This is a genomic window from Microbulbifer maximicatervae (SeqCode) (assembly GCF_052467615.1).
Map to the genome: position 1 here is coordinate 1,334,349 of NZ_CP174319.1, position 14,095 is coordinate 1,348,443.

At 44.1% G+C, this 14,095-nt stretch carries 12 protein-coding genes; all 12 read right to left on the minus strand.

Features of this window, described 5'->3' with window-relative positions; translation table 11 throughout:
- Positions 1–159: 159 nt before the first annotated feature.
- Positions 160–759 (minus strand): glutathione S-transferase N-terminal domain-containing protein, encoded by a 600-nt coding sequence (locus ACJJIM_RS06095; protein WP_444912673.1) that lies wholly within the window; start codon positions 757–759, stop codon positions 160–162.
- Positions 760–942: 183 nt separating this feature from the next.
- Complete coding sequence (locus ACJJIM_RS06100; RefSeq protein WP_444912674.1) at positions 943–1,395, minus strand: hypothetical protein; 453 nt, start codon at positions 1,393–1,395, stop codon at positions 943–945.
- A gap of 542 nt (positions 1,396–1,937) precedes the next feature.
- Positions 1,938–3,089, minus strand: a complete 1,152-nt coding sequence (locus tag ACJJIM_RS06105; RefSeq protein WP_444912675.1) for a serine hydrolase domain-containing protein — start codon at positions 3,087–3,089, stop codon at positions 1,938–1,940.
- A gap of 572 nt (positions 3,090–3,661) precedes the next feature.
- Positions 3,662–4,387: a hypothetical protein gene (locus ACJJIM_RS06110; protein ID WP_413665218.1), complete on the minus strand. Its 726-nt coding sequence runs from the start codon at positions 4,385–4,387 to the stop codon at positions 3,662–3,664.
- An 813-nt stretch (positions 4,388–5,200) separates the two neighbouring features.
- A complete protein-coding gene (locus tag ACJJIM_RS06115) occupies positions 5,201–6,274 on the minus strand; it encodes a hypothetical protein (RefSeq protein WP_413665219.1) in 1,074 nt (357 codons plus the stop codon).
- Positions 6,271–6,972, minus strand: coding sequence for an OmpA/MotB family protein (locus tag ACJJIM_RS06120; RefSeq protein ID WP_413665220.1), 702 nt, complete (start codon positions 6,970–6,972; stop codon positions 6,271–6,273). The genes ACJJIM_RS06115 and ACJJIM_RS06120 overlap by 4 nt, the downstream gene beginning before the upstream one ends.
- Positions 6,965–8,275, minus strand: a complete 1,311-nt coding sequence (locus ACJJIM_RS06125) for a MotA/TolQ/ExbB proton channel family protein (RefSeq protein ID WP_444912676.1) — start codon at positions 8,273–8,275, stop codon at positions 6,965–6,967. The genes ACJJIM_RS06120 and ACJJIM_RS06125 overlap by 8 nt, the downstream gene beginning before the upstream one ends.
- Positions 8,275–9,507 (minus strand): hypothetical protein, encoded by a 1,233-nt coding sequence (locus ACJJIM_RS06130; RefSeq protein WP_444912677.1) that lies wholly within the window; start codon positions 9,505–9,507, stop codon positions 8,275–8,277. The genes ACJJIM_RS06125 and ACJJIM_RS06130 overlap by 1 nt, the downstream gene beginning before the upstream one ends.
- A 70-nt stretch (positions 9,508–9,577) precedes the next feature.
- A complete protein-coding gene (locus tag ACJJIM_RS06135) occupies positions 9,578–10,192 on the minus strand; it encodes a bactofilin family protein (RefSeq protein WP_444912678.1) in 615 nt (204 codons plus the stop codon).
- A 1,062-nt stretch (positions 10,193–11,254) separates the two neighbouring features.
- Positions 11,255–11,863, minus strand: a complete 609-nt coding sequence (locus ACJJIM_RS06140) for a helix-turn-helix transcriptional regulator (RefSeq protein ID WP_444912679.1) — start codon at positions 11,861–11,863, stop codon at positions 11,255–11,257.
- A gap of 491 nt (positions 11,864–12,354) precedes the next feature.
- Positions 12,355–13,140, minus strand: a complete 786-nt coding sequence (locus tag ACJJIM_RS06145) for a PhzF family phenazine biosynthesis protein (RefSeq protein ID WP_444912680.1) — start codon at positions 13,138–13,140, stop codon at positions 12,355–12,357.
- 182 nt (positions 13,141–13,322) lie between these two features.
- Positions 13,323–14,051 carry a hypothetical protein gene (locus ACJJIM_RS06150; protein ID WP_444912681.1) on the minus strand — a complete coding sequence of 243 codons (729 nt, stop codon included), beginning with the start codon at positions 14,049–14,051 and terminating at the stop codon, positions 13,323–13,325.
- Between the last annotated feature and the right edge of the window lie 44 nt (positions 14,052–14,095).

Consider the following 14,095-nt stretch of genomic DNA (forward strand, 5'->3'; position numbering starts at 1 on the left):
TAAGATTGGTTCCCTTATTAGTGATTATGGCAAATTAGGTAAATAACTTACAAATTTCGCCGTGTTGATGCTGTTGTAACTACAAGGCTGGCTACAGCCAACCTTGTAATCGATGAATTGATAAGAAAGTTCCAAAGCGACATTTGGCGACAGCTTTAATTATGAGTTTCTCCACTCTGCAGCCAGGTCAATTGCTTGCTGCAAGATTGGCCATTCCAAAAGACTTTGCTGGTATTTGGTTGCTTTCTCGCTTAATGAGATATTATAAACATGTAGTCTATAAGCGAGTATTGCGTAAAATGCGTCTACAGCCCCAGCAGAGCCGAACATGAAGGGCAGTTTTGCTTTCGAGAAAATATCTTCAATCCTTTTTAACTCAGCCTGAATTCCAGGGTTCATATCCGGAGAGGAGTTGCTTTTATCTAAAGTGAAAGGGCAGTTGCTTCTTAAGGCGATGAAACCGGAGTGAAGTTCAGCACATAGGCTTCTTGATTGTGCTCGCTCAATATTTGATGAAGGGTACAAGATACCTTTGGAGAGCTCATTAAAATACTCAGCGATTGCCAGTGAATCATGAATATAAGTATCTTCAAGCAACAACACAGGTACAAGTCCAGCTTGGGAATATTTAAGTACTTCGTTTTTGTAGTTAGGGCTGGAGAGGTCTATGGCTTTGATCTCAATGTCAAGGCCTGCGATTTGGGCGCATATCCAGACTCTTAAGGACCAGGTGGAATCAGTGCCTGTGATTAATTTCAAAATATGTACTCCTTTTTGGTGTTGCTGGAGAAAGTGGCAGGGTATTCAAGAGTATCTGAGAAGCTATATGTTGCCTCCCTTCGCGATATTTAGAAAAGAGTATACAGAATCTAGTATTTAAACATTATACTGAGAATTTCATGCTGACTGAAAATTTAAGGGTGAATTTAGAGGTAGCATTAATTAGTCAGATAGCTTCTTCAGTAGTTCAATAATGTTAGGTTTTTCATTTGTTTTTCTCATAAAATACCGGGGGTATACCTTGTTTAAGTCTGGACCTCTCAGCAGAAAAACAAACTCTTCGCCTAATGATGACTCTTGAATATTGCCGAGTTGATAGTGCCACATTTCCCAAAGTTCTACGTAAAATTCCGGGGGGACATGATCAAGGTTACTTTTAATTACACCATTTGGCATTAATTTAACATGGAGCCTAATCTTATTCCCTGATAAAGGACTGGTTCTCCCATCTGGATTAAAGGTGATTTCTCCTCTTGAGGTGATCATATCTACCTTTTGAACCAGAACATGTAAAACGTGATCGGTGCTTTCTAGAAGCTGTTCCAGTGTTGCAGGCTCTATAGATGTTCCATTTGCACAGCTAGAAAATAGCAGAAAGAAAATCAGCTTTTTCATGAGTATTATCTATTTTTGTAGGTTATACCAGGCGCAACATTGATTGCCTAGGGTGGAGCTTTTTAATAGCTGTTTTCGTCAGTATTGTTAGTATTTCTGTCTGGTTTCGATGGTTTTTCTATTCTAGTCAGAATATGGAGAGTTAATTCACAGGCCGCTACTTACTTGTGCTTTATTACTCAGCGGTAGTTCAATAATGGCCAATCACACCATTGTTTACAAGGAGGTATCTCTATATTTTGGTGTTAAATCCTTTTTGAATCGAATTTCGGTGTTTGCTAAATTTTAGCTGGCCCACTAGTTGTTAATAGGATCTTACTATGTGTCCGTATGGGTTGATAATTATGCTGGCTTATTCTGTTTAAGGATCTGAGGTGTGGTTTTATAAAATTAATTTTCAGAAATATTTATTTTAATATATTTAAAGGTGGGCGACTTCCTTTAATGCGGCTGCTATTTTCCACAAGATGTGGGCGTCTATAGGAGGAGGGAGTGAGAAACTGCTGCGGACCTGAACAATCAAGCCCGCTTGCTCCAGTGAATCACTCAAATGGTTTCAAACGTTTTGTAAGGTGCTTGCGGATATCTTTCATCGACTTTTCCGCAGTCTTGTGCCCCGCATTTATCGCAATTAGAAAGATTATGTCATGCTTGGGCATGATACGCACATCAGTAAACCAATATCCATTACTGCCAGTATGTGCAAGAAGTGATAACTCAGAGTCGTACACTGCGCCCCACCCGAGAGCATAATTGCCTGTCACCGGTGAATGTAACTTGCGATAGGTTTCAGTCTTTAGCAATTTACCGCGACCATGTACGCCATTGAGCTGATCTTCTACAAAAAGAGTCCAATCCTGGAGTGATATATTGATAGTTCCTGCGGGACCCATTACTTGTGGGTTATCACTATTTTTGTCGGCAGGGTCTAGCGGGATGAGCTTGCCCAGCCAGGATTTTTTGTGGCCACGAGGTTGATCTAATGTGGTCGAAGAGCCGGGAGCTGAAAAACCTGCATTCTTGATACCAAGTGGAGCAAAGATCTGCTCCTTGATGAGATCTTCCCAGGTCTTGTCTGTTCGAGCTTCGGCGATAGCCCCAGCAATGATAAAGCCGAGATTGGAATATTCAGCTGAGCCAGCCTCGGAGCTGGGAGGTACAGTGAGGTAATGGCGTGCGACTGCCATGCGTTGCGCTCGAATACTGTGTTCCGGCTCGATTACTTTCATTAATGTAGGAAGCTCATACCAGCTGGATAAAGGGGGTAGGCCGGCAGTGTGACTGAGCAATTGTGTGATCGTAATATTACGGTAAGCGGGGTCTATATCTTTTGCAAAAGAGGGAAATGAGTCAGCTAGTGTATCCTCAAATTGTAATATACCCTGCTCGACTAAGCGCGCTACCATTGTCGCCGTAATCGCTTTGGTGTTGGAACCTATGTGCCAGCGATCATTAATAGTTACTATTTCATTATGGCCCTGTGCGCGAACTCCGTCTACCGCCATGGCAGCGATTTCGCCATCGATTTGAACTAGTACACCGACTGCTGGAAGGTTGTTGCTATCTCGGGCATTAGTAAGTATTTGTTCGAGAAACTCTTGTAACGAATCGTCGGCATGTGCGATAAAGGGTGACGTTAGAAGTGTGACTGCCAGGAGAATCCTCGGTAGAGTTTTATTAAATCCTATATACATTTTAATAAGCCCGAATGAATATTTAAAGCAAGTGCTGGATCTGTGTTTATACAGATATTTTATGTCGATTGGTATACTCTGAGGCTTCGATGTAATGGAGGGCTTTGGTACATTATTACCAAATGGTTGTTTTAAATATTATTTGTATTATTCGTAATTATTTTCAGGTAAGTACTAGAGAAAGGTGTTTTGTGAGGTCTTTCTGCTCGAAGAATTATAGATCATAACAGCCACCAGAGCATCGTATTGATCTGAACATCCTTTGTTCAATTTCAAGTCAACTTTGATATCCCTTAGCAATGATCTTTCCTTTCTTTAGGGCGTTGATTGGAATATATGCTAACAGCATTTTCTCAATAATCTTTCTTTTGGAATTTGATTCTTTAGTATATGTGACCTAGGAAGGCTATGTTTATTATCTATTAGAAATGGCGTCATTGTGAGAGAAGCCCGTCAGCAATTCGGGTAGGTGGTGATTGCTGACGGAAAATGAAAATTTGGATCATGGCTGAGTTTATCATCTGGGATCAGATGCTTGTTAAGCATTACAAAAGCAAGAGCTTTTGGGGGTTCTAGATGGCAAGATTTCGAGCTCGAAAGATTCTGTCGCGAGGAACAAACTGAATGTGCAGGTCTCGAGAAACATTCGGTGCACTGATATGGGAATAATCTCCGGTAGCTGTGAATTTATACATTTGTAAGTTCCGTCCGGCAATATACCTTCCCAATCCCCAGTAACCCTGATAGTTAATGGCTTGATCATCGGGGATTTGGTTTGAAAGAGTGCTTATAGTACGAGCAACACGTCGGCCTCCAATCATGTTTCTTCCCATTCTTAACCCTGTGACATGCGCAGAACCTATAGGGATTATTCCGCCTGGACGTCCGCCTATATTAAAGTGGTGAATAATTCTTCTTGCTATTCCCTTTTGACGTTTTTCTGAAGATTTCCACTCTCCATTTCCTCTCCATGAATCCACACAGGCTATATCCCAACTTTTCCGAGAAGCTATATTGATTAATAGCGCTGATGTTTCAGTATCAGTTACGCCACCCGCGAAATAGTCTTTTATCCTATTGGGGTAAGCGGAGAGAGTTCCTGCAGCTTTTATTTCATGCGGTGCTTCGACGAATAATGAGTGAGGCTGATCGCTATTATCAGCTATAGCTTCAGCTGCAAAGGAGAAACCGTGAGGTACATCATTGTGCGGCTCTTGGACAATCACTAGCCCTCCGGCTTGCAATGTGGCGCGAACACGAGCCTTTGCGTCTTGCAGGGTTATATTGTTTACTGGCATTTTATATCTCCATCTTGCTATAGAACGACTGGTTTAGCGTCGAATGTGCTCGGTGTATTTCTCGTCGAGTAGAACCTTTTTATTTGGCTTGGACACAACTGCAAAAGCAGGAGTTATCATATTTCAGTTTTTGTAATGCATGTATTGCTAATCAAGTTACTCTTCATGAAAGTTAGGTTCAAGAAATAAATGCAACACCTTTCCAAATTTTGTCTTAGTTTGTGAGTTATTTCTTTCGGGGGTGTTTATTGCCCAGGGGTTTGTGTCCTTTGTGAGGTAGGTTCCCTTTTAATGTCCTGTAGTGTAGTTTTTATTAATATTGGCAATCTTGGAGATGGTCGTATCGAGTATGATTTCTAGGATAGATTTTTTGGTCTTTTAAGTCGGTTCTTCTGTGATGGATATTTTGGGCTAATTGTGTTTTTTCTGGTTTTCTATTGGTTATTTTCTATAGGGATAGCTTTTGTAAAAAAAAGTAATCTACAGTAGAAAATCTTCTACATGTGTAAAGAATGAAGGGGTAGTGTGATCACATTATCTAATACTGCATCCCCTTACGGCACTCCGAGCTAAAAAGTTTAATTTTTTTTTGGCTTATTTGTAACCACATTTTTGGTCAAAAGTCTTGAGGTTCTTGGAATGGTTTTGTTGGATCCATAAATTGAGGAGGTGCTAATTCTCGGTGGGGTAGAAGAGAATAGATTTTAATCTGGGTTGATCTAGTGATGTAGAGAGCTACAAGATGAAATAGAGTTGCCAGTTTGGCCGATAAGTAACAATAATAAGCTGCCCGGAGGCAGCACATTAATATATCTAGTTGCTAAGTCCTAATTCCCGCTCAATCTGAGCCTTTCTCCAAACTGAGTAACTGGCTGGTATCTTTGCCTCTTTGGTGCCATCGGCAAGGATGGCGCGGCCGAGGTTTGGCCAGCATAGTACGGCCAATACCCTGGGCGCGATTACTTGGAAGACTTTGGGTGGCCCCATTAGGGATTTGAGTCTCTGTATTAATGGTAGCCAGGATGCTGGGACTACCTGTTCTGCGATCATCCATGAGGCCTGAGGATCACTACCCAGTTGCTTTGCCAGGGATTCGTAGCGCAATGTAGCGGCTCTTAGTGAGGCTTGGGGTGGTGCGAGTATGACGGCACGGGCCCTTCTCTCTGCACAGAGTAAGCAAATCTCTTTGGGGAGACCGCTACTTTCTGCAAGCTCTTGGTTGAGTGCCCATCCACCGGCTTTGATATCGCATTGGCAGATAGAGCAGTTATATTTCGGGTTTTCAGGGGTGAATACAGAACTAACTTTTTGGGGGCGTTCGCCATTTTTCCAGATGAGAGAGTGTCTTTTAAAAATATTGCTGGCAAAGTATCGGGTATAGGTCAGCCAGTCGATATTGGTCACATTGCCGAAACGGTCTTTGTGTACAACATCGGGAATATTGTGGCTGTAAAGGTGACGTAAGCAGTGAGGGCATGGCTTTAGTTGATCCTGGGGAAATGCCTTTCGCGCTTCGCTATAGTCACTGCTTATCCAAACCGGACCCTTATAGTTATTCACTATTGGGCACTTGGGGTAAATATGAACTTGACCAAAAGAGTCCGGGTTTTGTTCCAGGCCAAATAAAAAAACCGGTATACCCCGGTAGCGCCAAGCCACAGGTACGCTGTCCAGATCACTTGAATCGAGTTGCATTCCAGTACGGATGGCTTTGGCTAAGCTGTTTCGATCAGGCATTTCAGACAAGCGCTGTGCTAACGGACGTTTGCCGGCTGAGAATGAATCACCATCGTTAATGACATAAGGTACTGATAGTGCTCGTGTGGCGCTTGGGAATGCTGTGATAGCCTGACGGTTTTGAATGGGTTGAAATTTTGTGAGGTTCACAGAGCTTCCTCAAGGATTTGTAGGATATGGCTCTCAGAGTCTCTAACTACCCTGAATGCTACCCGGCGAGAACGATCTGGATCTTCTACCCCATTTTTATCCAAGACTGGGCGAGCTGAGGAGTAACCGACAGCTGCTACCTTGGCCCGTACCAGGACGGCTTGCTGCGAAGGCAGTAATGAATGGGCATATTGCATTACGGCTCGGGAGCGTTGTTGGGAAAGTCGCAGGTTGTGGAAATAACCAGCTTCCGGTGCGGATTGATCTCCCCATTCAGAGCTTGTGTGCCCTTCGATTTGGATTGCGGCAATGGAATCCATATAGGGCGTGAGTGCTTCGATGTAGCGAGGTACAAAGGAGGACATAATCTCGCGGGCATTGTCGCTCAGGGTAAAATCACCGGTTTTAAATAAGGCATCACTGTTATTAAAGGAGATGGCCAGGGTTTGCTTATCCAGAGACGCCCCCCAACGAGTTAAGTCGTGGGCAAATTCCTGTTGCAGAGTTTGATAGATGGCCAACTGGGTGTCCCGGTAAGACTCTGCGAGTTCGCGGATCTTGGCGCGTTCGTCGATAAGGGAGCGCATTACAAAGACGGCAATACAGAGAAATACCATCATCAGGCCAGCCATCATGTCCGATAGGCTAATCCATTGACTATCGCTGGACTCACTACTGGCTTGCGTGCTTTCAAACATGCGCCTCTCCAGTGACTCTCTGAGCTTGCGCATCGATTCTCTTCATTTGCTGGATGAGCTGACGGAAGTCTCTGGAGAATTCACCGCTTAACGTGCCAAGGGCATCGCCCATCGCTGCCATAACACTCTCTACTTCATCGCGCAGACGTTCATCCAGGAGTTCATATTGGCGCTTGATACTGACATCGGCATTACTAAGATCGCGAGTAATCACTTGTGACAATTCGGTAATCATCTGGTTGTGAGTTTTGGCGATCAACTGAGCTAGCTCAGCCATGGATTCCCGGTGACTGGTAGCCTGCTCGTGAATTGCTTTAGAGAAGTGGTTGGGGTCCATACTGGTAACCACATCGGCCAGGGCTACGACCCTACTGGTTCTTTGGTCGAATACTTCCGCCTGGGTCCTACTCAGGGAGATCAGGTTGGAAACCTGGGCCCCCAGTTGCTGTTGAGCTTGGTCAATTCCTCGGGTGAGCGCTTCAAACTTGGGCGCAATATCGGGGATCGATTGCTGTAGAACTTCAATAGAAGCTTGTTGCTCATTCAGCATGATTGATATCTGCTCTGCGTGATTGCGCTGCTGCTCTACCAGGGTCGGAATCACGTTGAAAATTTCTGGCAGCTCAGTAATACGCTGGTGTAACAGCAGAAGGTTTTCCTGAGCACCATTAATTTCATTGAGAAGAGTTGCAGTTTGGTCGCGGTAAATAGTTGCGAGTTCTGCGTGCTGCTGATGCTGATCTATTAGGGCCTGCAGGGCAGGGGATACGGCCTCTAATTGCTGGGTAAACTGCTGTAGGTTCTCACCCATCTGGGCATTCAGGCCGCTATTAAACTTTTCTACAACCGCAGTGAGTGACTGTAGGACTTCATCACTAATCTGTCGCTGGAATTTTGCCAGATCTTCGCGCTGACCGTTAATAGCCTGCAGTATGTCATCCGCTGTCGCTTTAGGGGCATGTTCTTTAGTGAATATTTGAAAAATAGTTCGCAATATCAGGGACAGGAAGAGTCCCAAAATACTGGTCATAAAGGCGGTTTCCAGACCTTGCATCAGTTCTGAAATTGAGGTGTCAATATCGTTTAGATCAAACCCATAGATACCGATAATGATACCGATAAAAGTACCTAAAATACCGAGAGCAGTCAGTAGTGATGGTGTTTCTTTTACAAAGCGGGGAAACTTGCCTAAAGGGTAGAGGACTATGGCTATAGCACCAATGGCAAGCATGACCATAAGAAAGGTGTCGGTAACCTGTTCCGCAGACAACCTGGTTAACCAGTGATAGAAAAACTGGGTCATTATTTATCCTTTACAACTTTTTGCATTGTTATTTCGTGATAAAAAGGTCCGTTGGGTATTCGCCCGGTTCCCTGGCTGAGTACTTTCATCTCTGGTAGAGATTTCACTACATCGGTGATAGTGCGGAGCTGGGACTGCTTGTTGCCCGAAGCGTGAACATAGGTTCCAACCTGGCCCGACTTTTGAATTTCAAATACACCACAGTTAACGGGAAGCTTGTTTTGCTTGAATAGCAAAAAGTGCATCACGCCTCCATCACTGAGATATTGATATAGGGCCTTAGTAATCGATTGTATTTGCTCGGTGGAAATGAAGTTGAGAAGATCCCAGAGGAGGATGCAATTGAGATCCTTTGGTAGGGTTGCCTGTCGCAACGCGGCCTGAACGGCTTCTTCAAATGGCACTTTTCTGCTGGTTTGCCAAGCGAGCGATGAGTAAAAATCAGAAATAAACAGTTCGCCCACCTCCCTTTGGAGGTGTTCCATATTTCTCCCAGCCTTTTGCCCAATATCCAAAACTTTGCTGACCGGTGAGCGCTTGACGTGAGTCAGGGCGGTGTCCAGAGCGGTTAGCGAAATATTAGTAAGGCGGTTTTTCTGGAAAGCGGATACCGCTGCTGATGATCCACTGGCCATCACTGAAGTTGGCGATTTTACATTGCCATACTCAAACATTAATTCGATAAGGTCTTTACGCATCCCCTCTCTTTGTAGCAGGGAGGAGCGCAGGGAGAAGTTGCCCATAGTCTTCATTAAATTCAGGGATGAGTACCTATAGGTGGGTAGTGGTTCTTCCAGGTGGAGCGGTTCTGTATTGAAAGTAAAGCCAGAAAGGCGCTTAAAATCTGCGGGCCCCTTGGGCATAGTCCCGGTGTACAGCATTGTATGGAAAATGGTACGCGGCTTTAAGTGGGGTCGGATTTCCTCAATGAGCTTGGTAATAAGCTCAGGCTCCATAAAGTTGAATAGATCCCAGCAGAGCACCACATCAAGCTTGATTCGTTGGGGCTTTTTGGTGAGATATTCAGAAAGCTTAACGGCCCTGACTTCTTTATCGAGGGCAGAAGTATCCAGTAGCAGACTGCGTAAATCTTCGATAAATGTCTGGCAGGAGCGCTCCAATAAAGGCTGTGTGGTGCCAAACGAAAGGCATCCCAAATCTAAAACTTTACTACCTGGTTGAATGACTTCATCCACCAAAGCAGCAATACCAAATGAATGATGCTGCAACATATTTCCCACACCAAAACTAAAGCCCCGGCATTAGCCGGGGCCCATATTGAGGATTAACTAAGAAGGTTTCCTAGCTTTCCTCAGCTTCTTCTTCGGTCTCTTTAGTGCCGAAGAGGTAGTCGCTGGTGTCGGACAGGCGAGAGGAATCGCTCGTGCTAGTGCTGCTGGAGGAGTAGGTAGAGCTGCCGCGAGTACGGGCTGCGGGCTTCTCTTCTGCTGCGGGCAGGTCTGGGTGTACCAGGCGATCAGAGAATTCCTTGTGGCGCTCTTTCATTTCGGAATCGGTATCAACCATGTCCATGGAACCACGGAATTTACCGCCGTCGTCCAGCTTGATTCTCGGTGCAATCAGATTGCCATTAACTTGTGCAGTGTTGCGGATTTCGATCAACTCATCGGCAAGGGCGTCGCCATCCAAGGTGCCTTCTACAACAATATTTTTTGCGTGGATATTGGCAGTAACTGCACCGCCAGTGCCAACAGAAAGATTGTGGCCAACCATGATCACGGTACCATCAACAGTACCTTCCACGTGCAGATCTTCGGTGCCGATCAGCTCGCCACGAAAGTTAATACCTTCACCCAGCACTGACTTGGAGCCTGAGCCCGAAAGAGATGATTGCTGCTCAACAGCGCTCATGCCCGCTAAAAATGGTGTGGAGTCATTGCTTTTGTCAGTGCTCATAGAAATAAGTCTCTCTGTTTAGAAAAGTCAGCTGTTGCGTCGATTGCACCGATAACCGTGGTTACAAGGTTGTCGATACGTTGGGTTTTTGTTAAATCAGAAAATCAAAATTTTTAAAAGTGATAAGGCACTTTTTAATGGCGGGTACGGATTATTTTGATACTGAGTAAAACCTATCAAAACAAACGTCCCTACATTTATGTCAATTTTTTTTCTTTGCTGTGAGTGTTTTGCTAAAAAAGAAAATTAGACTATCAGTGCTTTTGGTCACCTAAAATATCCCTGTCTCTGCCTTTTCCCTATTGTGCACATACCTTAAGAACGACTTCCTTTGTCCTTTTACAGTTTTCGTCTCTCTCGTAGAGTTGCAATGCCCGTTTTCTCGTGCTTGCATCAAGGTGAAGAAGAGTCTCTTCTGGCCTTAAGCTACGATCGATTTTTGCGATTGCTGTTGATATCGCTATATTCTCGCTATTTACTTCAGGCTCGACCTGTAAGTAAATATTTACTTCCTTTTGTGGAGGGCATACTTCTAATTGTCTGCTGATGGGTATCGAGCCTATTGGCACAAAACAATATATGATTGGAATACTACCTACAGCGAGCTTACCAGCGTTTTCGGTCTGGCAATCAATCAAGCTGACCTCGACTTGAATGCGCTGAATTTAGCACGGATTGCATGCTAAAAGTGTGACTTGTAGCACCTTTTGGTCGTGATGATCGTCGTTTCCTGTTTTTTAATCCGCTAATGATTTACGACTTAAAATATTGTTGCAATAGGCGATGTATTCCTATGTAAAGAATTGTTTATGTTGGCATTTGGATTAATGTCTGAGCCTTGCATTCTTGCGCTTTCAAAATTCTATCCTAAATGTAAGTGTGCACTTATTTGCAATGACTATTGGGTGTCCTCAGGAAGGCTGTTTTCACAGGGTGGAGCTGCAGGTACTTTTTGCTAGGATATATGTCACTCACCTCATACCTCTCAGTCCCACCCAAAAAAGGTAGGCCCAAGAGATATTTTTGGTGGCGTTGGCAGGGGTGCCAGCCTTGCTGGGCTGGCTAAATTTCAGGGGTAATTTGGATTTTAAACGGAGTTCCGTTTGAAGTTTTAAACTCTACCTCTGCAGCTTGGTTGAACCCTGTCACCAGAATGGGACTTGCTATCTGCTTATAACCACTAGAAGCCCCAAATTCATATATTTTTGTCTGCAATCGAATTTGGTTTTCAGAAACTTGTTCGGCAGACACCTCGAACCTAAGTGTGTTTTCGATTTGGATTTCGCTTTCATCTCCTTCGTTATTGAGGAGGCGGACGGAGGCCAGGTTCTCGTTTCTGGTGCTGGCATCTACCTTAAGCATTATTGGAGAAGCTGACGATAAGGAGGTATACAAGAGTAAAGTCGTACCCAGAGCCAATATTGCGGTGAGATATTTTCTGCCCTGCTTGGCCATCGATATTTTTGGGTTTTCCTGAAGGATTATATCTATGGGCTTCAGTGAAAATGCCGAAGATATTGCTTTTATTGAATCTTGAGAGGCATTTCCACTTTTTTCTATCCGTTGAATGGTTCTAAGGCTTAATGATGCAACATCGGCTAGTTGTTGTTGACTCCAAGCTCTAGTTGTTCTCAGTTTAATAATTTTCTTTGAGTTAACTTTCACTTCCATACTTCTGCCCTCTGAAAATAGAGCTCCATTTTCAGGGGGGCAGTCCTTATTGGTTACGATGTTCTTGCGACACCTACCTGACAGCTATATGACTTTGTCCAAATAATAGACTGTCTGTGCGATTTGCGGTCATTGGTGGGCGAGTTTGAAGGTTAGGTGATTCACTGATGTACTACAAGGGGCGCACAACCTTTAACTATTGCCTGGATCCACATTCTGGGTCGGGAAGGCATCTATAGGCTCTAAGTTCTCACTTTGAGATAAGTAAAAGGCTAGGGAGTTGAGTCAGGTTGTAACTGGAGGTTCGGATAGTAGCTTTTCTGTTTTCTTGGGGGGGAAGGTTACCACTAAGCAGAGCTGAAGAGCTTTCAATGAGAACACGTAGCAAGATGACTTATGGAGCTTCTGAACAATTCCGTAATATCTCTGTGAGCCAGAAGCATCACGGATTTATTTAGAGGCTCCTTATATAAATTTAACGCTCCAAGCTATTAAATCTTAATACTGCCGCGAAGATAATCTATAGCGCCTCCCTTGAGAGAGACTCTGTTACTATGCAGTTCGCAGTGAATTAGTCCAGTCCGCTTGGAGAGTTGCTTAGCTAAAAGCACATCCTTTTTAAATTGTTGGCTCCAATATGGTGCCAGTTGACAGTGCGCTGACCCGGTCACAGGATCTTCGTTTACCCTTAATTTTGGATAGAAGCATCGGCTAACGAAATCAATATCATCACTCATCCCAGGAGCGGTAATGATAACTCCTCGTTTATCCAGCTGGGAAAGTTTTATAAAATTTGGATTTACAGATTTTAGATCGGTTTCGCTACCTAACACAGCTATATAATCATATGCGCACAGAACTTCTCGCGGAGTGATGCCGAGGCCATCAATAAGAGCATCTGGTGCTTCTGTGGATACCGGAATGCTAGCCGGAAAGTCCATGCTATAGACAGCTCCCGATCTCTGGACTAACAGTGGGCCGCTTTTTGTATCAAACTGGATGGTTTGGCCTGAGTATCTTAAATGAGTAAATAGAACGTGGGCAGCTGCGAGTGTGGCGTGGCCACATAAATCTACTTCTGCCTGAGGAGTAAACCATCTCAGAGAAAAGGAATCTTCATTTTTAACAAAGAATGCGGTTTCAGAGAGGTTGTTTTCCTCAGCTATCTTTTGCAGCGTCTCATCCGCAAGCCAGTTATCAAGAGGGCATACAGCAGCAGGATTACCTTCAAATACCTCGGAGGCAAAGGCATCTACTTGATAAATTGCTAGTTCCATTAGTTTTTTCCTTGAGTAATAGATGCTATTTTCGGTCAGTATAAAATTATTGTGATAGTTGGTGTGTTTATGCCAGATTGCTTTGTGGTACCAATTTTCTAAGGCTAAGGGAAGCTAGGATACTTATACCTGGGTGTCCTTTAGGGCGGGTCTTCAAAGTCCACAGAGATATAGCTAATTATTTACAGGCTCTCTAACTGCGCAAAGCGACGTTCGTAATAATACAGGCCGTTGGATATACGCATAATCTCAAGAAGGTCTCCAGAAGAAAATCCAACAACAATTTTAATCGGTGCTTCTTCACTGTATTGGAGAAGTTGTTCGTTTTTGCAGAGTTCTCGTGCTAGGAGGGATGTATAGCATAAGCTGAAACCAATGTATCCGTCTCTATTTAGGTGTTTCGGCTTGTTAGCTCCTTTACACAAGGCTGCAATATTTCTCAAATATCTCGAGCCCAAATCAGAATTCGAATATATCCAATCCCGTCTGCTTTTAAATAGTTGAGGAAGTAGTGTTAAGCTGATATCCGGGAATTCCCGGCCGATACTATCTCTGAATTCACGCAGCTCGAAATATAGGACTGAAGGAGGAAGCGAGTCCCCAGCAGCTACCAGTTCTGTATCGAACCATGTTTGGGCTAGGTCAAGTTCATCAGTTCCTAGCATAGTGGGCAGCTTTAGCCATGCCAAATTGGGGGTTCGGCCATCAGCCCAAAAAGAAAGGTTTTCAAGGCCGTCTTGGATGGATTCGTTTTTTTCCAGCGTATCGAAAATCACTTCATAGTATTCAGCTATAGACAAACCCCGAACTCCTGTCATATCCCATTTTTGCTCAGTATATCGATCAAGCAAGCCAGTGGGGACGTTTTTGGCATCTCCTTCTGATTCAGCAGTATGTGCGCTGGGGCGCAATCTAAAACAACCATCCCGTTCGAAATGAAATTCCAACAAAAGCA